This is a genomic window from Rhodococcus sp. AG1013, from assembly GCF_003350365.1.
In the GTDB taxonomy this organism is placed as follows: domain Bacteria; phylum Actinomycetota; class Actinomycetes; order Mycobacteriales; family Mycobacteriaceae; genus Prescottella.
In genome coordinates, this window is the sequence record NZ_QQAT01000006.1 from 120,019 (window position 1) to 139,743 (window position 19,725).

The following is a 19,725-nucleotide window of genomic DNA, read 5'->3' on the forward strand; positions in this document are numbered from 1 at the left end:
CCGTCGAGGCCGGCTCGGGCAGCCTCGAGGATCTGGGCTTCGGTTCGGTGAACACCGGATCGGGCCAGGTCTTCGGATCCATCACCGATCCGCAGGGTTCGATCACCAACGTGGTCGGCGGAATCCTGGGCAATGTGCTCGGCAACCTGAGCTGACCCAACGCGCCCGTGACGGGCGCGCTCGGCGCCTGACGACAAGGACCTCCGGTTCGAGCGTGTCGTGTCCCGGACACGACGGTCGACCGGAGGTCCTCGCGTTCGTGTGCGCTGCCTCGGACGCGCCTCGACGGCTCACAGTCGACTGCGAATCAGCTTTCCTGTGACGGTTCTCGGCAGAGCGGCCACGAACTGGACTTCACGCGGATACTTGAATGCGGCCATCGAACGACGACCGTACTCGATGAGATCCAGCTCGCGGAGTTCCGAGCCGTCGCGGACGACGACGAAAGCCTTCACCGACTCGCCTCGGTAGTCGTCCGGAATGCCAACCACCGCAGCTTCTTTCACGTCGGGATGGTTCAGCAGAACCTCTTCGACCTCGCGCGGCCAGATCTTGTAGCCCGATGCGTTGATGACGTCGTTCTTGCGGTCCAGGACGTAGAACCATCCGTCCCGGTCCATGAACCCGACATCGCCGGTCGGAAACGTGGTTGTGCCGGCGACGGTTTCGCCGTCGTCGGGGTTCGGCCAGTATCCGTGGGCCACCTGTGGCCCCGTGGTCACCAGTTCACCCACGTCGCCTACCGGAACGTCCTGGCCGGAGTCGTCGACCACGCGTACATCCGTGTTGTACACCGGAATTCCGACCGAGAGCACCCCGGTTTCGGCGTCCACCGGTGCTCGCCGGCCGAACGGTACGGCGTGCGATGGGGAACTCGTCTCGGTCTGGCCGTACATGTTGTGGATGTACTTGCCGAATACGGTTTCGAGTCGGCTCAGAACGGTGGGGGAGACCGGTGCACCGCCCGAATAGAGCGCGGACAACGAGTCGAGGTCGGTGGCGCCCGCCCCGGCGTCGGCCAGCGCGATGTAGGCGGTGATCGCCGCCATCGCGAACGTCGGTCGATGCTCACGAACGGAGTCGAGCATCACCTCCGGGTGGAAGCGGTGAGTCAGCACGAGCGGTGATCCCAGGAGGAATCCCACCATCACGTGTCCGACCAAACCCGAGACGTGGAACAGCGGCGAGAGCCCGAGCACACGGTCGCCCGGACCCAGTTGCGCCCAGTCCCGGTACACCTGCGCGCTGAAGACGAGGTTGCGATGCGACAGCATGGCCCCCTTCGGAAAACCGGTGGTTCCGGAGGTGTACATGATCATCGCCAACTCTCCCGGCGCCGGGCTGTCGGTGATCGTCGGACGGTGCGCGCGGTCGTGGGCGGCAACCAGTTCGTACAGGTCCGTGGCGCCCGTCGCGATCCGGCGGCTCGCGGCGAACAGGCGGGCGTCGTTGCGACTCTGGCCGTCGAGTGCCGACACGGTGACGATGTTCCCGATGGGGCATTCACGAAGCGCTGCCTGAGCAACAGTCTCGAACACGTCCTCGAGGATCAGAATTGCCTTGGGACGGCAGTCGTTCACGAAATGGGCGAACTCCCGTTCCTTGCACATCGGGCTGAGCGACACGGATGTGCCGCCCGCTCGCCACGCCGCGACGACACCGATCAGGAACGCCGGGTTGTTCTGCGTGCACACCGCCAGGCGGTCTCCGCGGCCGAATCCCCGTTCTTGGAGGTGACAGGCCAGAGCATCCGCCGCCGCGGACAGTTCACCGTAGGTGAGCGTGCCGTCGAAGTAGTGGATGGCGACGTCCGCCGGCGCCCGTTGCACCGCGGCATCGAACATCGCCAACGCGTTGTCGAAGTCGGGAGTGATCGAATCGGGATGCTCGGCGGGGAAACTGGCGAGCCACGGCCTGTTCGGGGATGTCACCTTCTCACCTCTCTCGATCCCGCACTGCTTGCCGCCCCGGAGGACGCTCGGCGAGACGCACTAAACCCTACGACACGGAGACATCATCGGACGCGGTGATCCGATCGCTACGATGTTCAGCATGGCTGAACGAGCTGCTGTCGCTGTGGGCCCGAATGTGCGCCGCGAGCGAAACCTCGTGGGCGTGACCCTTCGCGAGTTGGCGGCACGGATCGGCGTCAGCGTCGGAACGATGAGCGCGATCGAGAACGACAAGGTCTCGCCCACGCTGATGCGCCTTCAGGAGATCGCCGACGAACTCCAGATTCCGATCAAACGGTTGCTCAGCGGGCCGGTCGCCGATCCGTCGCCGCCGGTCCCGGATCCGGCCGCAACCGACGCGAGCGCGTGGCGTGAGTTCGCGCCGTTGTCGGTTGATCCGGTGTTGCGTTCGGCAATAGATGTCTTCACGGAGACCGGCTACCACGCCGCGACCATGCGGATAATCGCCGACGGCGCCGGCATCAGTGTGGCCGGCGTCTATCACCACTACCGCAGTAAGCAGAGCCTGTTGGTCGCCATCTTCGAGCTGATCATCGAGGAGGTGCGGGTCCGCTTGATCCGAGCCAGGGACGAGGGCGGAGCGGATCCGGTCGAGCGCTACTCGAACATGGTGGAGGCACTCGCGCTCTATTACGTGGTGCGCAGCGACATTGCGGTGGTGGGCACCAACGAGACACGAAGCTTGGAAGAACCGGCAGCTGGCCGCATCGCTGCGGAGCGCCGCGGGATGCAGGACCTGATGGACGCCGAACTCGATCGGGCGGCCGCCGCGGGTGCGGTCGTACATCCCCGGCCGCACACGACCGCGCGGGCCGTCACGACGATGTGTGCTGCGCTGCCCCAGTGGTTCGACCCGACCGGGCCCCTCTCCCCGGAGCAGATCGCGCAGGAGTACGCCGGTCATGCCCGCGCGATGCTCGGCATGCGACCGGCGTACTCCTAGCGTCGATCAGTCGACTTCGGCGTCGGCGACGCGCCGATGTCGCTGCATGCCGGAGATCCAGCGCTCGATGTCGGCAGCTTTCCGGGCTCGGAAGTCGGCCACCTCGGCGTGGGGAAGAACGAGGAACTGGTTGTGAGCGACACCGTCGACCGCTTGGCGGGCAACCTCTTCCGGTGTCATCACTTCCCCCGCCCGGGTGATCGTGGCGGCGGCCGATCGCATCTGCCGGTCCGATGATTCGGAGGCGTCACCGATCATCGCGGTCGCGATGCCCATCGGGCACACGCAGGTCACCGATACGCCCAGGTCGCCGTACGTGACGGCGAGCCACTCGGCGAAACCCACGACGGCGTGCTTGGTCACCGAATACGTCGGCGAACCCAACTGCGTCAGCAACCCCGCCGCCGAGGCGATGGACACGAACCGACCGCCGCCTCGCTGCAGCCACGACGGGACGAGGAGGCGGGCGGCACGGACGTGCGCCTGGACGTTGACCTCCCACGAGGTACTCCACTCCTGCTCCGTGGCATCCAGGCTGAAGCCTTGGAAGACACCGGCATTCGCGACGTACAGGTCCACCGGGCCGAATGTCGAGTCGGCGAGCGCCAGGGTTCGTTCGATGTCGTGCGAGTCGGCAGCGTCGCCGGCGATCCACTCGACCCGATCGCCGTGCACCCGACGCAGCGTTTCGCCCGCCACCTGCAGGCCGTCTTCGTCCCTGTCGGCCAGGACCACGCGACATCCGCGACCCAGCAACTCGCGCCCCAATGCGAACCCGAGGCCGTGGGCAGCGCCGGTGACAACGGCGACCGACCCATTCAGTTCGGGCCCCATCACAGCGCTCCCGCCGCGGGAATTCCGTTGTCGCGGAAAGCTCGCCGCAGGATCTTCCCGGTAGCGGTCTTCGGTAGCTCGGAGACCACCACGATCGAGCGCGGATACTTGTATGCGGCCATGCGCTCGCGACAGAACTGGATCAACTCCTCCTCGGTCGCCGACGCGCCCGAGGCCAACGACACGAATGCCTTGACGGTCTCGCCGCGGTACTCGTCGGGAACGCCCACGACCGCTGCCTCCCGCACGGCGGGGTGCCCGTACAACACGTCCTCGACCTCGCGCGGCCACACCTTGTAGCCGGAGGCGTTGATCATGTCCTTCTTGCGGTCGACCAGATAGAACCATCCGTCCGCGTCCATGAATCCGACATCCCCGGTACGCAACTCGCCACCCGGCATGGATGCCGCGGTCGCCTCCGGATTGTTCCAGTAACCGGGGGCCACCTGGGGGCCGCTCGCGGCGAACTCCCCGATCTGTCCGGCGGGAACCTCGTTGCCGTTCTCGTCGAGAACCCGTACGACGGTGTTGAACACGGGCACGCCGACCGAGAGGGCGCCGGATTCGTGATCGACGGGTGCACGCATCCCCGCGGGCACCGCGTGCGTGGGCGAACTGGTCTCGGTCAGCCCGTAGATGTTGTGGATGTAGGTCCCGTACATCGATTCCAGGCGGTCTGCGACCGCCGGTGCCACAGGCGCACCGCCCGAGTAGATCGCCCGCAGCGACGAGAAGTCGTCGGGACACGCGCCGTCCGCGCCAGCGAGTGCGATCAGGGCGGTGATCGCTCCGATGGTGAACGCCGGACGGTGCTCTCGGATCGAATCGAGCATGACCTCCGGCTGGAAGCGGTGCGAGAGGACGAGCGGTGACGCGGTCAGGAACGCCACCATGATGTGCCCGACGAGTCCGGAGATGTGGAAGAGCGGGGCGATCCCGAGCACGGGATCACCGTCACGCAGATGCGCCCAGTCGCGGTATGTCTGGGCGTTGAACGCAAAGTTCGCGTGAGTGTTGACGGCGCCCTTCGGCTTGCCGGTCGTACCCGAGGTGTAGGTGAGGATCGCGAGTTCGTCGCCCTCGATGCTCACCGGGTCGGGCTTCCGTCCGTCGTGGTCGCCGATGATGGCGTACAGGTCATCGGTGGCGAGGCTTCTCCGGGTCGCTCCACCGAACAGGCGACCGTCGTTGCGGCGCTGTCCGTCGAGCGCCGACGTCGTCACGACCAGATCTACCGCCGTTTCCTCCTGCGCGAGTACGGGTTCCGCCACCGACTCGTACAGGTCGTCGAGGACGAGCAATGCACGCGCGCCCGAATCCTGCAGCAGGTACGTGACCTCGCGCTGCTTGTTCATCGGATTGACGGCGACGGCGGCACCGCCGCACTTCCACGCCGCAAGCAGTCCGATGACGAACGCGGGGTTGTTCTGAACGAAGAGCGCCAGGCGATCGCCACGGCCGAAGCCCCCGCGCTGCAGGTGGTTCGCGAGTGCATCGGAGGCGGCATCGAGTTCGCCGAAGGTCGCCGATCCGTCGAAGTACCTGACGGCGGGCATGGCCGAGGCGCGCCGCACCGCCGATCCGAACACCTCCAGACCGTTGTGGAACTCGGGGGTGATCTCGGGGCCGAGTCCCTCCGGGTAGAGGCGCAGCCAGGGGCGGTCCCGGTAGGTCACTTGATCACCACCGGGTTGACCGGGGCGCCGGTGGCCTGATGAATCTTGAGCGGGGCCGCGACATAGAAGAACTCGTAGGTTCCGTCCGCGGCGCAGTCGGCGGCGAGACTCTCGAGATCGCAGATCTCGGTGAAGGCCACGCCGAGGTTGCGCATCAGGGCGTTGTGCAGGACCAGCGCCATCCCGTTGTGGGGATCGGTGGTCACCTCGTTCGCGATGGTGTCGGTGACCAGGTTGGGAATCTCCTTGTCCCGGAACCATTCGACGAGTTCGGGGGAGTAGACCAGGCCCGGCTCGCAGAAGTCCGCGTAGAACGCCTCGCGGTCGCGGAAGAACATCTCGAGATGGTTGGTGCGGATGATGATGATGTCGCGGTTGCGGATCTCGATGCCCTGTCGTTCCGCGCAGGCCTCGAGGTCCTTGTGGTCGAACGTCTCGCGCTGCCCGAGGTACTCCTTGTCGAAGTGGCGCGCCATGTCGAGCAGGATCGCCCGGCCGACGATTCCGCGCTGGGCGATCGGTTCCACGCCGGCCTTGGACATGCCGCCGACCGTGCTGCGGGCGTCGTAGCCGTTCCAGATCTTGCCGTCGTACCAGACGTGGCCGAGGGCGTCGTACTGCGTCGAGCCCTGCAGGAAGGCCTCGATCTTGTCGTCGGCGTAGTGGAGTCCGCCCGGGAAGCATGGGCCCGAACCGCCTTCGTCCCAATCCGATTCGTCGTAGATCATCTCGCGCTCGGCCGGCTCGCGGCCGGGCCACACCGGATCGCCCTTGGGGTCGCCGATCAGTCGCTGGAGGGTGAAGACCGAGCCTCGTCGGATCAACGCCGCACCGGCGAGGACCTGCTCCGCGGTCAGGTAGTTGAGGCTTCCGACTTCGTCGTCGGCCCCCCACTTGCCCCAGTTGCTGGGCGATGCTGCCAGCAGATCCGTGAGATCTGACAGTTCGATGTCGGTCGACATGCGCTTCCCTTCCTCCCAATGAACTGAACCGAGCGAGCGTTCAGGCTGTTCAGTCAGAGGGTGGCAGGCATGAGGCGGCGTAGTCAACCCCCAAAATTCGTGTCGGGGCCGATGGGCTCCGGCGCGGTGTTCAGGCAGGGTGAACACGTCTCGCCGCACTTGCCGCATGGGCGGTACGGCGTCCCGGGGCGTCCGCGTGCTCGGCAGGGTTCACTCATGACGCGGGCGTGGGCGGTGTCGGACCGGTCGTGCGCAGCGCGTCGGTGCGCCCGGCTAGACTTTGCCCTGGCAGCGCGCCGCCCGGCCTGCCGATTCGATCCCAGAGGGAAGGGACCATAAGCCCCGTGTCTCCGCAGGTAGATACCGTCACGCACGCTTCCGCGACTCCCGACGTCGCCCAGCCGTTCAAGGAGCTGGGCCTCAAGGACGACGAGTACGCCCGCATCAAGGAGATTCTCGGCCGCCGTCCCACCGACGCCGAGCTCGCGATGTACTCGGTGATGTGGAGCGAGCACTGCTCCTACAAGTCCTCCAAGGTGCACCTCAAGTACTTCGGTGAGACCACCACCGACGAGATGCGCTCGTCCATGCTCGCCGGCATCGGCGAGAACGCCGGTGTCGTCGACATCGGTGACGGCTGGGCGGTCACCTTCAAGGTCGAGTCGCACAACCACCCGTCGTACATCGAGCCCTACCAGGGCGCGGCCACCGGCGTCGGCGGCATCGTCCGCGACATCATGGCGATGGGCGCGCGTCCGATCGCGGTCATGGACCAGCTGCGTTTCGGTGCGGCTGATGCCCCCGACACCCGTCGCGTCGTCGACGGTGTCGTGCGCGGCGTCGGCGGCTACGGCAACTCCCTCGGCCTGCCCAACGTCGGCGGCGAGACCGTCTTCGACGCCTCCTACCAGGGCAACCCGCTGGTCAACGCGCTGTGTGCCGGCGCGATGCGCGTCGAGGACCTGCACCTGGCGTTCGCGTCCGGCGCCGGAAACAAGATCATCCTGTTCGGTGCGCGCACCGGCCTCGACGGCATCGGCGGCGTGTCCGTCCTCGCCTCGGAGACCTTCGACGAGAGCTCGGGCGGACGCCCGAAGAAGCTCCCCGCCGTGCAGGTCGGCGACCCGTTCACCGAGAAGGTGCTCATCGAGTGCTGCCTCGACCTGTACAAGGCCAAGCTGGTCGTCGGCATCCAGGACCTCGGCGGCGCCGGGCTGTCCTGCGCCACATCGGAGCTGGCCGCGGCCGGTGACGGCGGCATGCACATCGACCTCGACCTGGTCCCGATGCGTGCCACCGGCATGACCGCCGCCGAGGTGCTCTCCAGCGAGTCGCAGGAGCGCATGTGTGCGGTCGTCACCCCCGAGAACGTCGACGCGTTCATGGAGGTCTGCAAGAAGTGGGACGTCCTGGCCACCGTCATCGGCGAGGTCACCGACGGTGAGCACCTCGTCATCGACTGGCACGGCGAGACCGTCGTCGACGCGCCGGCGCGCACCATCGCCCACGAGGGCCCGGTCTACGAGCGCCCCGTTGCCCGTCCCGACACGCAGGACGCGTTGATCGCGAACACCACCGCGGGCCTGAAGCGTCCCGAGACGGCGGACGAGCTCAAGGCCACGCTGCTGAAGATGATCGCCTCGCCTGCGCTGTGCAGCCGCAAGTGGATCACCGAGCAGTACGACCGCTACGTGCGCGGCAACACCGTGCTCGCCGAGAACGCCGACGGCGGCGTGGTCCGCATCGACGAGGAGACCGGACGCGGCATCGCGCTGGCCACCGACGCGTCGGGCCGCTACACCATGCTCGACCCGTACGCCGGTGCTCAGCTGGCGCTGGCCGAGGCGTTCCGCAACGTCGCCGTCACCGGTGCCACCCCGAAGGCCGTCTCCAACTGCCTCAACTTCGGTTCCCCCGAGGATCCGGGCGTCATGTGGCAGTTCCAGCAGGCCGTGCGTGGCCTCGCGGACGGCTGCGCCAAGCTCGGCATCCCGGTCACCGGCGGCAACGTCAGCTTCTACAACCAGACCGGATCCACCGCGATCCTGCCGACCCCGGTCGTCGCGGTCCTCGGTGTGATCGACGACGTGCACCGTCGCATCCCCACTGGCCTGGGCCTCGAGCCGGGCGAGACGCTGATCCTGTTGGGCGAGACCCGGGACGAGTTCGACGGGTCCATCTGGGCCCAGGTCGAGCACGATCACCTCGGTGGCGTGCCGCCGAAGGTCGACCTCGAGCGTGAGCAGCTGCTGGCCGACATCCTGCTGGCCGGCTCGCGTGACGGCCTCATCTCCGCCGCCCACGACCTGTCCGAGGGTGGCCTTGCGCAGGCCGTCGTCGAGGCAGCGCTGGCCGGCGAGACCGGCTGCCGGATCCTGCTCCCGGAGGACGCGGATCCGTTCGTGACGCTGTTCTCGGAGTCGGCCGGCCGCGTGCTGGTCGCGGTGCCCCGCACCGAGGAGACCCGCTTCACCGGAATGTGCTCCGCACGGGGTCTACCGTGGGTCCGTATCGGCGTCGTCGACGAGGGTTCCGACTCCGTCGAGGTCCAGGGTCAGTTCTCGGTCTCCATGGCCGAACTGCGTGAGACGTCCGAATCGACCCTCCCGGCACTGTTTGGGTGATGTGTGACGGACTCGGGGGTCGAGCGGGAGGCGGTCGCTGAGCTGCGGGAGGATCCGCGGCCGGTGACGCCTGTCCTCACCCCCGGGTTCGATCAGCGTCACCCGTTCGTCCTGTGGGCGTGGGGCCTGCTGAAGCTCGACTTCACGGGCATCGCGTTCGCGTCACTGTTCTTCTGCTGGTCCCTGACGCCGTCGCTGCTTCCGCGCGACTGGCTGTTCCAGGGGCTCATCGGCGGTATCAGCGCTGCAATCGGCTACGCCGTCGGCGCCGCCGTCGGGTGGGTGGTCTACGAGTTCGGCCTCGCACGCCGCCCCTGGTGGCCGCTGCCGGACCGGATCATGCTCGCCGTGAAGGTGTTCGTGCCGGTCGCGTCTGCGCTGGCCGCGGTGATCATGCTCATCTACGCGGCCGGATGGCAGCGTGAGCTGTCGGCGCTGATGAACGCCGAGGGCACCACCACCACGGGATACATCCGCACCGGCGGGCTCAGCCTGCTCGTGGCGGCCGCGCTCATCTCGCTGTGGCGCGTGCTGCGCGACCTGGTCCGCTGGGTCGCGCGCCAACTCAACAAGCGGCTCAAGATCCCGCCACCCGCCGCGTCTGCGGGCGGACTGGCCGTGGTGCTCGTGCTCGTCTTCATGCTTGTGGACGGAATCCTGCTCCGCGCCGGGTACGCCGCCGTGAACTCGATATTCAGTCTGCAGAACAACGAGACCCGGCACGGTGCCGTGCAACCCCTGCTGCCCGAGCGGTCCGGAAGCCCGGCATCGCTGGCACCGTGGGACACCCTCGGGTTCGAGGGCCGCAACTTCGTCTCCGGCGGCATCCACGCCGGCGAACTGACCGCCGCGAACGGCAAGCCCGCCAAGGAACCCATCCGGGTGTATGCGGGTCTCGAGACCGCCGACGACACGGCCGCGCGGATGAACGTCGTGCTCGACGAACTGGAGCGGACCGGCGCGTTCGAACGCAAGGCCCTCGTCATCATTCCCACCACGGGGACAGGATGGGTCAATCCCACCGCGGCACAGGCCATCGAACTCGTCGAGAACGGCGACAGCGCGCTGGTGGCGGCGCAGTACTCGTACCTGCCGAGTTGGATCTCGTTCATCGCCGACCGCGGGAAGGCGGCGGTGGCCGGGAACGCGTTGATCCACGCGGTGCACGACCGTTGGCTCACGAAACCGGAGGCCACCCGCCCCAAGCTGTACGTGTACGGCGAGAGCCTCGGCACCCAGGCCGGCGAGGGCGCCTTCGACGGTCTCGCCGACATCCGCGAGACCGTGGACGGTGTGCTGTGGGTGGGTCCGCCCAACGCCAATCCGCTGTGGAGTGCGCTCACCGACCGGCGTGACCCGGGCACCCCCGAAGTGCAACCGGTGTACGCGGACGGTCTGGTGGTCCGGTTCGCGGACGAAGCGTCGGCGATCCCCGGCGATCAGGGGCCGTGGCTCGAGCCGCGGGTGCTCTACATCCAGCACCCGTCGGATCCCGTGGTGTGGTGGTCCACCGATCTCGCGTTCACCCGCCCGGACTGGCTGTCCGAGCCGCCGGGATTCGACCGGTTGCCGTCGATGAAGTGGTTCCCGTTCGTGACGTTCTGGCAGGTGAGCGCCGATCTCGCGAATGCCGCGGGCGTCCCGGACGGGCACGGCCACAACTACGGCACCGTGATCCTCGACGGCTGGGTTGCCGTCACTGCGCCGGAGGGCTGGACGCCTGCCGACACCGAACGGGTGCGCGCCACCCTCGAGGACCTGCGCGGGCACGACGGGCCCGAGAAGTGAGCCGGGCGGCCGGGCCGGCCACCGCGGCCGCGCTCGTCGCCTGGAACAACGCGGTGCTGCCCGCGCTGCGGCTGTCGTCGCGGGGCCGGGCGACGGCCGGAACCCTGGTGGCGCTCGGCGCCACGGCGGCCGGGCTGGCGCGCGGGCTGCACTGCGACGAACTGGGGCTCGGCAACGTCCGCTCGGGGCTGGCGTGGGGGAGTGCCGCCGCCGCGGTCCCCGTCGTCGGTTATGTGGGCGCGCTCGCGATGCCGTCGCTGCACAGCCGTTTCACGGTGCCCGACGAGGTGCGGCACGACTTCGCCGAGTGGGTGTCGGCGCACATTCCGTTCGGCACCGTCGTCACGGAGGAGTTGCTGTTCCGGGGCGTGCTGACCGCGTTGACCGACCGCGCGTTCCCGCCGGCCGCCGCGACGGCGGTCCGGGCGACGGCCTTCGGGCTGTGGCACGTGCACCCGGCACACGTGGCGGGCGACTCGGTGGTCGGCACCGTCGCTTTCACGGCCGCCGCATCGATCCTCTTCGACCGGCTGCGCGCGGTCAGCGGCAGCGTCCTCGCGCCGGCACTGCTGCATCTGGCGGTCAACGTCGGTGGCGCGCTGCTGCTGCGGCGCATCCGGGTCGTCACCGGCCCGGTCGAGGTGCCGCTGCCGCCGGTGTGACCGGCGGTCAGGGCAGCTGCGCCATGCCGTAGACGTGGTCGGCGCGGACCCGCAGGACCCGACGCCGCTCGGCGACCATCGCCCGACGAAACTCGTCCCAGTCGTCGTGCTCGCCTCCGGTGGCGGCACGGTAGACCGCGATCAGTTCGTCGACGGTCGCGTCGCCCGGATCGGCGGCGACGGGCGTCAGCTCCGCGTCGCCCTCGATCACCGCGTAGCTCCAGAAGTCGGGGGCGCTCACGTGAAGCGACACCCGCGGATCGCGGGACGCGTTGCGGGTCTTCGCGCGATCCGCGGTGACCGAGATCCGCACGGTGCGCGACTCCGGGTCCCACGCGTAGATGATGTTGGACAGTTGTGGCCTGCCGTCGCGCTTGAGGGTCGCGAGGATCGCCCGGTTCTGGGACGCGACGAGATCGAGCAGCGGTCTCTGGGTGTCGGCTTCGATGCTCATGGACTGTGTAACTACGCTGCCCGGAGGCTTGTTCCGCCGCCGCGGGCGGGCTCAGTAGATTTGATGCTCATGCCAGCCCGCCGCGCCGTCGACCCCGCCGAACTCCGCAGTGCGCTGCTCGCCGTCGGGCCGTGGCTGCGCGGCGAGGACGAGACGAAGCCGGCCCGCGCGGACCTGGCCGCCGCGGTGCGGCTGAGTGCCCGCACCCTCGAACAGATCGCGCCCGGGTCGAGTGTCGAGGTCCGGGTGCCGCCGTTCGTCGCGGTGCAGTGCATCGAGGGCCCGCGACACACCCGGGGGACCCCGCCCAACGTCGTCGAGACCGACCCGCGGACGTGGCTGTTGTTGGCGACCGGACGACTCGGATTCGACGACGCGGCGGCCGGCGGGTCACTGAGCGCGTCGGGCAGTCGTGCCGGCGAGATCGCCCACTGGCTCCCGCTGATCCGCTTGTGAGTTCATGTGACGTGGGTCGCATCGACGTGATCCGACGCACCGACCGTCGAGTGTGCCTGGATCGGTAGTTAGAATGGGGCACGCCCCCCTCACCGAATCCCCTTAGGGAGCGCTTGCCGTGACTCGTGCCGAACTGTCGGTCAACAGTCGGAATCTTCTCGCTACGACCGCACCAGACGAGGACGAGAACGAACCTCGTGAAGAGTGTGGCGTCTTCGGTGTCTGGGCGCCGGGCGAGGACGTCGCCAAGCTGACGTACTACGGGCTGTACGCCCTCCAGCACCGTGGCCAGGAGGCTGCCGGCATCGCCGTCGCCGACGGCGCGCAGGTGCTGGTGTTCAAGGATCTGGGCCTGGTCAGCCAGGTGTTCGACGAGCAGACCCTCGGTGCCATGCCGGGGCATGTCGCCGTCGGCCACTGCCGCTACTCCACCACCGGGTCCACGACCTGGGAGAACGCGCAGCCGATCTTCCGCACCACCGCCGCCGGCACCGGCGTCGCGCTGGGCCACAACGGCAACCTCGTCAACACCGCCGAACTGGCGCAGCGCGCCCGCGAGGCCGGCCTGATCAACGACAAGCGTCCCGGCGCGGCCACGTCCGACTCGGACATCGTCGGTGCGCTGCTGGCGCACGCCGCCGCCGACAGCACGCTCGAGCAGGCCGCGATGAAGCTGCTGCCGACGCTGCGCGGTGCCTTCTGCCTGACGTTCATGGATGAGCACACGCTGTACGCGGCGCGCGACCCGCACGGCATCCGCCCGCTGTGCCTCGGTCGTCTCGACCGCGGCTGGGTGGTCGCCAGCGAGACCGCCGCCCTCGACATCGTCGGCGCGTCCTTCGTGCGCGAGATCGAGCCCGGCGAGCTGCTCGCGATCGACGCCGACGGTGTCCGGTCGTCCCGCTTCGCGAACCCGGAACCCAAGGGCTGCGTGTTCGAGTACGTGTACCTGGCCCGCCCGGACAGCGTCATCTCCGGTCGTTCGGTGCACTCGACCCGCGTCGAGATCGGTCGCCGTCTCGCCAAGGAGCACCCCGCCGAGGGCGATCTGGTGATCCCGGTGCCGGAGTCCGGCACCCCGGCCGCGGTCGGCTACGCACAGGGTTCGGGTATCCCGTACGGCCAGGGGCTGATGAAGAACGCCTACGTGGGCCGCACCTTCATCCAGCCGTCGCAGACCATCCGTCAGCTGGGTATCCGCCTCAAGCTCAACCCGCTCAAGGAAGTCATCCGCGGCAAGCGCCTCGTCGTGGTCGACGATTCGATCGTCCGCGGCAACACCCAGCGCGCACTGATCCGGATGCTCCGCGAGGCCGGCGCCCTCGAGATCCACGTGCGCATCGCCTCGCCGCCGGTCAAGTGGCCGTGCTTCTACGGCATCGACTTCGCCTCGCCCGCCGAGCTCATCGCGAACGGTGCCGAGGGTAGCGGCGTGAACGCCACGTTCGACGAGATGCTCGACGGCGTGCGCCGGTCGATCGGTGCCGACTCGCTCGGCTACATCTCGATCGACGGCATGGTCGCGGCCACCGAGCAGCCCCGCTCGCGTCTGTGCGCGGCGTGCTTCGACGGCAACTACCCGATCGCGCTGCCGGACGGGGGCATCGGCAAGAACGTCCTCGAGGGGATGTTGGAGTCGGCCGCGGGCGCCGCGGTCAGTCATGACAACGACAACGCGGACGCGCTGTCTCGTCCCTAGTTCGCAGGACCGTCCGGGGATGCCCGAGCAACTCCGGTAGCGTAAGGGCGCAATCGAGGTGATTGCGCATGCGCACATGCATTCGCGACCGCTGCGGATGCTGCAGTTGAGACGTTCACCGAGTATCAAGGCTGGAGCCAGAACCCAATGACCGAGGACAGTACCCGCACGCAGGGCGCTTCGTACGCCGCCGCCGGAGTGGACATCGAAGCGGGCGACCGGGCAGTCGAACTGTTCGCCCCGTTGGCGAAGAAGGCCAGCCGCCCCGAGGTCATGGGTGGTCTCGGTGGTTTCGCCGGCCTGTTCTCCCTCAAGGGTGGATACAAGGAGCCGCTGCTCGCCGCGTCCACCGACGGCGTCGGCACCAAGCTCGCCGTCGCGCAGGCCATGGACAAGCACGACACCGTCGGCCTCGACCTGGTCGCGATGGTCGTGGACGACCTCGTGGTGTGCGGCGCCGAGCCGCTGTTCCTGCAGGACTACATCGCGGTCGGCCGCGTCGTCCCCGAGCGGGTCGCCGAGATCGTCGGCGGCATCGCCGAGGGCTGCATCCAGGCCGGCTGCGCGCTGCTCGGCGGCGAGACGGCCGAGCACCCCGGGGTGATGGCCGACGGTGACTACGACCTGTCCGCCACCGGTATCGGCGTCGTCGAGGCCGACCAGGTGCTCGGACCGGACCGTGTCCGCCCGGGCGACGTCGTGATCGGCATGGGCGCGTCCGGTCTGCACTCCAACGGTTACTCGCTGGCCCGCAAGGTGCTGCTCGAGATCGACCGCATGTCGCTGACCGGGCACGTCGACGAGTTCGGCCGTACCCTCGGCGAGGAGCTGCTCGAGCCCACCAAGATCTACGCCAAGGACTGCCTGGCGCTGGCCGCCGAGACCGACGTGCGCACGTTCTGCCACGTCACCGGTGGCGGCCTCGCCAACAACCTCGCGCGCGTGATGCCCAAGGGCCTCGTCGCCGAGCTGGACCGTGGCACCTGGAGCCCCGCTCCCGTGTTCACCATGATCGCGCAGCGCGGTCGTGTCGAGCGCGCCGAGATGGAGCAGACGTTCAACATGGGCGTCGGCATGGTCGCGATCGTCGCGCCCGAGGACGTGGACCGCGCCCTGGCGGTGCTCACGGCCCGCCACATCGACTGCTGGACCCTCGGCAGCGTCAAGAAGGCATCGGACGCCGACGCCGCACGCGCCCTGCTGCTGGGCGATCACCCTCGCTTCTGAGCGGCCGTCCCGAGCCGGGACCGCACCTAGACGTCGTCCCCGGAACCTCCACGAGGTTCCGGGGACGACGTCGTTCTAGGCGGTGTCGGCCGGTTAGGGCCGGAGATGCCAGACGTGCACCCGGGATGCCGGAGATGCGACGGCATTGCACGCGCGGGCAGGCCGCGAAGTCCTCACGGAGATACCACGAATGAGGGGGAGCCGGTCGGGCTCCCCCTCATTCGCGTTTGTCCGACTGGGTCAGGACGACAGTCAACGACGCCAATCGTCGTAGTCGTCGTCCTCCCAGGGAGGGCGGTTGTCCTCGTCGGAGCGCTTGTCGGCGATGACTCCGCCGTTACGGGACGAGCCGGATCCACCGCCGCTCGAGAGCTCTCGTTGCAGGCTGTCGAAATCCGTGGACGGAGAGCTGTATTTGAGCTCCCGTGCAACCTTGGTCTGCTTTGCCTTAGCCCGGCCGCGGCCCATGGCTGACCCCCTCGCGCTTTCGCGGGGCGGCCTGGGGAATTTGGCGGCCCCGCGTGAGTGTTGATGTTTTCCTGACCCACACTCTAGCGTGCAAATGTCGCTTCCGCCTCCACGAATGGTTCCCGGTGGTGTCTGATTTGTCTCAGAGGGCCCGTGAGCTGGAGTGATGGCGAATTTCTGCAGGCTAGAACACACCTGGGACGGCGCGTATCGTCCCCACTCGGGCGCCGCCGCCGAGGACGGGCTGGGACGCCAGTGCGGCGTGGTCCTCCGACCACGTCACGCCGAGCCGGTGGAGCAGCGCTGCGGTCAACGGCAGCCGGGCCCGCTCGTGCCCATCGTCGATCTTGAACGCAAAGGCGGTGCCGTCGGGCAGCGCGCCCGCATGGACTCCGTCGGCGCCGGCCTTGCACAGCAGCCCCGGCACCGCCGGCATCAGGCGGGCGTCGTCGCGACCGGTGCCCGACACGAGGTGCGGGTGCGCGCGGATCGCGTCGGCGACGGATCGCTCGGCCGATCCGGGTTCGGCCGTAGCCAGGCGGGAGAACGCCCGCGCGAGGTTGGTCAGCGACACCGGAATGATCGGCAGCCCGCAGCCGTCGATGCCGAGTTCGGTCTCGGGTTCGCCGCTGAGTTCGGCGATGGTCCCGATCACGGTGCGCTGGAGCGGGTGGGCGGGGTCGAGGTACGTGTCCATCGGCCAGTCGTTGGCCGCGCATGCCGCGAGCATGGCCGCGTGCTTGCCCGAACAGTTCATGTAGACCGTTCGGGGCGGCCGGCCCGCCGCGAGCACCTCTGCGCGCGCCAGTTCGTTCGCCGGCAGGTCCGGAGGGCACTGCAGCTGCCGCTCCTCGAGGCCGTGGCGGTCGAGTAGCTGCTCGACGAGTTCGACGTGCGCGAGCTCGCCCTCGTGCGACGCCGACGCGATCGCCAGCTGCTCGCTGGACTCGGGCACGAACCCGCTGCGGAGCAGTGCGACTGCCTGCATCGGCTTGTTCGACGACCGCGGGTAGATCGGCGTGTGGACCTCGCCGAGGGTCAGCGTGCTGGTTCCGTCCGGCGCGAGCACCACCAGGGAACCGCGGTGCACGCACTCGCGGAATCCGGATCGGACGACCTCGACCAGTTCGACGCTCACGACGGCACCTGCTCTTCCAGACGGTTCAGGAACTTGCGGACCCGGGCTTCGACCGTGTCCGCGAGATCGGGTTGTTCGGCGAGCAGACGCGCCAGCCGGGCGGCGTCGTCGCCGACGAACACGTCGCGGACGGTCACCCCGTGTGCGGGCACCGACAGGATCTCGACGGCGTCGCCGGCATGTATGCGGCCGGGGGTCAGCACCCGCATGTACGCGCCGACGTCGGCGCGTTCGGTGAACCGCTTGACCCACCGTGGCTCGCCGGACCAGTGCGCGAACGTCCCGCACGGCACGCGCGGTTCGGTGATCTCGAGTTCGACGTCGCCGATGCGCCAGCGGGTGCCGATCACCGCGTCGGTCGTGGGCACGCCGACCACGCGCAGGTTCTCGCCGAACCAGCCCGGCGCGAGGGGCCGGCCCAGTTCCGACGCCCAACGCTCGGCCTCTTCCGTGGAGTAGGCGTAGACCGCCTTGTCGCGCCCTCCGTGGAACTTCGTGTCGCAGACGTGGTCTCCGGTCACCCCGCCGGTTTCGACGCGCACAGGGCCCGTCACGGGCCGTTTGTCGATGGCCGTGCGCGGCGCCCGCTTGCTGGGTGCGTCGCGGTCGGCGAACACGACGCACACCGCATCGAGGCGGCCGGTCGACGCGCCCGTCACCGGCCGCGCAACCGGTCGACGGCCGCCCGGCCCGCCTGCACCTCGTCGTGCCGCGGCACCGAGTCCGCGTCGATCGAGGCGGCGCACGGCCCGGCGACGAGCGCGGTCTCGACGGGCACGGTGCGCTTCACCAGCGCCAGCGCGATCGGTCCCCACTCGAAGTGGTCGACGACGGTGCCCACGCGGCCGACGGTGCGCCCGTCCGCGGTCACGGACTCGCCCGCCTCGGGGCGACCCTCGGCGGAGCCGTCGAGGTGCAGCAGCACGAGGTGGCGCGGCGGCTTGCCGAGGTTGTGGACCCGGGCCACCGTCTCCTGGCCGCGGTAGCAGCCCTTGTCGAGGTGGACGGCGCCGTGCTCGGCCGGCGCACCGATCCAGCCGGCCTCGTGGGGGATGGTGCGGTCGTCGGTGTCGACGCCGATCCGCGGGCGCAGCGCGGCGACCCGCAGGGCCTCGAACGCCCACGAGCCGGCCGGACGCGCGCCGGCCGCGGTGAGGACGGTCCACCAGCGGCTGAGTTCGCTGCGCGGGATCACCAGGTCGAACGAGTCCACGGTGGGCCACGGCATCCGGCGCACGAATCCGCCGCCGGTCAGCGGGACCGCGTCGTACACGCCGGGCAGTGCCGGCACGCCGAGCGCCTCCAGGAAGGCGGGGGAGGATGCGACGTCGGGGCCGAGCAGGCTCAGCACGGCCATGTCGTTGCCGTCGCGCGGATCGGCCTTGGACCAGAACACCATCTTCTGCAGGAAGGTCAGCAACTCCGGGCCGTGGTCGGCCTCGGTGTCGATCCACGTCACGCCGTCGATGTCGGTCTGCACGAAGTGGTGCTCGATGCGGCCGTTGATGTCCAGGCTCAGGTTCTCGGCGCTGGACCGGTCCGGGAGCGCGGCGACGTGCTGGCTGGAGATGGTGTGCAGCCACGTGAGCCGCTCGTCGCCGGAGATCGCGATGACGAACCGGTGGGAGCGGTCGACGACGGCTGCGGAGCGGACCGCGGCGCGTTGCTCGGCGAACGGATCGCCGTAGTGCCATGCGACGCCGGCATCCGGTGAGCCCTCGGGCGGGGGGACCGCGCCGGGCGTGGACAGAAGTGGACTGGGTGCAACGTGCGGAGTGTCGGCCACGGCCCCATTCTAGGAGCGGTGAGCGACGGTGCCGCGTGACGCAGGGAACTGCTGGTCGCGCCGAGTTCTGACTATGGTGGGCGGCATGGCTGAGCAGGGTGGACAGGTGCTGGTGACACTGGACGGGCAGGTGCGCGACGCCGACGCCCCGCTCCTGCACGTGGACGACCTCGCCGTGGTGCGCGGCGACGGCGTGTTCGAGACGCTGTTGGTCCGCGACGGGCGGGCGTGCAAGGTCGGGCTGCACCTGGATCGTCTGGAGGCGTCGGCGACCGCCCTCGAGTTGCCCCTGCCGGGCCGTGGGTTGTGGCGCCGCGCCGTCGAGGCGGCGGCCCGGGAGTGGGGACGCGACCGGGAAGGCTGGATGCGTCTTCTGCTCAGTCGTGGCCGGGAGACCGGGGGACCGGCGACCGCGTTCGTGTCGGTGGGTCCGGTCGCGGAGCGTGTTCTGCGTGCTCGCCGCGACGGGGTCTCCGTCATGACGCTGCCGCGCGGGTACTCGGTCGACCTGGCGGCGTCGGCGCCGTGGCAGCTGGCGGGGGCGAAGACTCTGTCGTACGCGACGAACATGGCAGCCCTGAGGCATGCCCAGGCGCAGGGTGTCGACGACGTCATCTTCACGAGCAGTGAAGGACGAATTCTGGAGGGTCCCCGGTCGACGGTCGTGATCGCCCGGGGTAAGACGTTGATCACTCCGCCGCCCGAGCACAGCATCCTGCCGGGCACCACGCAGCGGGCCCTGTTCGAGGTCGCCGGGGCCAAGGGATACACGTGCAAGTACGAACCTCTGAACCCTGTGGATCTTGTTGTCGCGGAGGGAATCTGGCTGGTCTCGAGTGTCACCCTGGCGGCGCGGGTGCACACCCTCGACGGGCTCTCGTTGCCGGTGTCGCCGGCGGCCGAGGACGTGGCCTCGATGGTCCAGTTGGCGGTCGAGACGGTGGGGTCGGACTAGATCGGGTTAGGCGCCGACCGAAAGGTCTACTACATTCCGTAGTAGCAATCCGCTGCGGGGAGCTTCTGCCCGCAGTAGCT

At 69.0% G+C, this 19,725-nt stretch carries 17 protein-coding genes; 8 read left to right on the forward strand and 9 right to left on the reverse strand.

Features of this window, described 5'->3' with window-relative positions; genetic code table 11:
- Window positions 1-290: 290 nt before the first annotated feature.
- Entirely contained in the window at window positions 291-1,931 is a 1,641-nt protein-coding gene (locus DEU38_RS10345; RefSeq protein WP_258557778.1) for a class I adenylate-forming enzyme family protein, read from the reverse strand.
- Between the two features lie 121 nt (window positions 1,932-2,052).
- Between DEU38_RS10345 and DEU38_RS10350 the strand changes: the two genes are divergently transcribed.
- Window positions 2,053-2,916: a TetR family transcriptional regulator gene (locus DEU38_RS10350; protein ID WP_114720993.1), complete on the forward strand. Its 864-nt coding sequence runs from the start codon at window positions 2,053-2,055 to the stop codon at window positions 2,914-2,916.
- 6 nt (window positions 2,917-2,922) lie between these two features.
- On the opposite strand, the gene DEU38_RS10355 is transcribed toward DEU38_RS10350, so the two are convergent.
- From DEU38_RS10355 to DEU38_RS10365, 3 genes are read right to left on the reverse strand one after another with little or no spacing between them, the layout of a single operon-like run.
- On the reverse strand, window positions 2,923-3,750 hold the full coding sequence (locus tag DEU38_RS10355) for an SDR family oxidoreductase (protein WP_114720720.1): 828 nt from the start codon (window positions 3,748-3,750) through the stop codon (window positions 2,923-2,925).
- Window positions 3,750-5,426, reverse strand: a complete 1,677-nt coding sequence (locus tag DEU38_RS10360) for a class I adenylate-forming enzyme family protein (RefSeq protein ID WP_114720723.1) — start codon at window positions 5,424-5,426, stop codon at window positions 3,750-3,752. Before DEU38_RS10360 ends, DEU38_RS10355 begins: the two co-directional genes overlap by 1 nt.
- Window positions 5,423-6,388 (reverse strand): cyclase family protein, encoded by a 966-nt coding sequence (locus DEU38_RS10365; protein ID WP_114720726.1) that lies wholly within the window; start codon window positions 6,386-6,388, stop codon window positions 5,423-5,425. The genes DEU38_RS10360 and DEU38_RS10365 overlap by 4 nt, the downstream gene beginning before the upstream one ends.
- A gap of 344 nt (window positions 6,389-6,732) precedes the next feature.
- On the opposite strand from DEU38_RS10365, the gene purL reads away from it, so the two are divergent.
- Genes purL through DEU38_RS10380 form a run of 3 tightly spaced genes read left to right on the forward strand, consistent with a single transcriptional unit; the run spans window position 6,733 to window position 11,462 of the window.
- On the forward strand, window positions 6,733-9,012 hold the full coding sequence (gene purL, locus DEU38_RS10370) for a phosphoribosylformylglycinamidine synthase subunit PurL (RefSeq protein WP_114720729.1): 2,280 nt from the start codon (window positions 6,733-6,735) through the stop codon (window positions 9,010-9,012).
- Between the two features lie 3 nt (window positions 9,013-9,015).
- Window positions 9,016-10,800 carry an alpha/beta-hydrolase family protein gene (locus DEU38_RS10375; protein ID WP_114720732.1) on the forward strand — a complete coding sequence of 595 codons (1,785 nt, stop codon included), beginning with the start codon at window positions 9,016-9,018 and terminating at the stop codon, window positions 10,798-10,800.
- Complete coding sequence (locus DEU38_RS10380) at window positions 10,797-11,462, forward strand: CPBP family intramembrane glutamic endopeptidase (protein ID WP_114720735.1); 666 nt, start codon at window positions 10,797-10,799, stop codon at window positions 11,460-11,462. The genes DEU38_RS10375 and DEU38_RS10380 overlap by 4 nt, the downstream gene beginning before the upstream one ends.
- A 7-nt stretch (window positions 11,463-11,469) precedes the next feature.
- Here DEU38_RS10380 and DEU38_RS10385 read toward each other — a convergent pair whose 3' ends face one another.
- A complete protein-coding gene (locus DEU38_RS10385) occupies window positions 11,470-11,916 on the reverse strand; it encodes a PPOX class F420-dependent oxidoreductase (protein ID WP_114720738.1) in 447 nt (148 codons plus the stop codon).
- Between the two features lie 69 nt (window positions 11,917-11,985).
- Between DEU38_RS10385 and DEU38_RS10390 the strand changes: the two genes are divergently transcribed.
- From DEU38_RS10390 to purM, 3 genes are all read left to right on the forward strand, one after another.
- Entirely contained in the window at window positions 11,986-12,372 is a 387-nt protein-coding gene (locus DEU38_RS10390; RefSeq protein WP_114720741.1) for a sterol carrier family protein, read from the forward strand.
- Window positions 12,373-12,490: 118 nt separating this feature from the next.
- Window positions 12,491-14,071 (forward strand): amidophosphoribosyltransferase, encoded by a 1,581-nt coding sequence (gene purF / locus DEU38_RS10395; protein ID WP_114720743.1) that lies wholly within the window; start codon window positions 12,491-12,493, stop codon window positions 14,069-14,071.
- A 147-nt stretch (window positions 14,072-14,218) separates the two neighbouring features.
- Window positions 14,219-15,298, forward strand: a complete 1,080-nt coding sequence (purM, locus tag DEU38_RS10400; RefSeq protein ID WP_114720750.1) for a phosphoribosylformylglycinamidine cyclo-ligase — start codon at window positions 14,219-14,221, stop codon at window positions 15,296-15,298.
- Between the two features lie 252 nt (window positions 15,299-15,550).
- Here the strand turns inward: purM and DEU38_RS10405 are convergent, their stop codons facing one another.
- The 4 genes from DEU38_RS10405 to DEU38_RS10420 form a co-directional block, all read right to left on the reverse strand.
- Entirely contained in the window at window positions 15,551-15,766 is a 216-nt protein-coding gene (locus tag DEU38_RS10405) for a DUF3073 domain-containing protein (RefSeq protein WP_114720753.1), read from the reverse strand.
- Window positions 15,767-15,950: 184 nt separating this feature from the next.
- A complete protein-coding gene (locus DEU38_RS10410) occupies window positions 15,951-16,904 on the reverse strand; it encodes an asparaginase (protein WP_114720755.1) in 954 nt (317 codons plus the stop codon).
- Complete coding sequence (locus tag DEU38_RS10415) at window positions 16,901-17,563, reverse strand: MOSC domain-containing protein (protein WP_114720757.1); 663 nt, start codon at window positions 17,561-17,563, stop codon at window positions 16,901-16,903. The genes DEU38_RS10410 and DEU38_RS10415 overlap by 4 nt, the downstream gene beginning before the upstream one ends.
- Window positions 17,560-18,690, reverse strand: a complete 1,131-nt coding sequence (locus DEU38_RS10420) for a folate-binding protein YgfZ (protein WP_114720759.1) — start codon at window positions 18,688-18,690, stop codon at window positions 17,560-17,562. Before DEU38_RS10420 ends, DEU38_RS10415 begins: the two co-directional genes overlap by 4 nt.
- 85 nt (window positions 18,691-18,775) lie before the next feature.
- Here DEU38_RS10420 and DEU38_RS10425 point away from each other — a divergent pair, with 85 nt between their 5' ends.
- On the forward strand, window positions 18,776-19,645 hold the full coding sequence (locus DEU38_RS10425) for an aminodeoxychorismate lyase (protein WP_114720761.1): 870 nt from the start codon (window positions 18,776-18,778) through the stop codon (window positions 19,643-19,645).
- Window positions 19,646-19,725 lie beyond the last annotated feature (80 nt).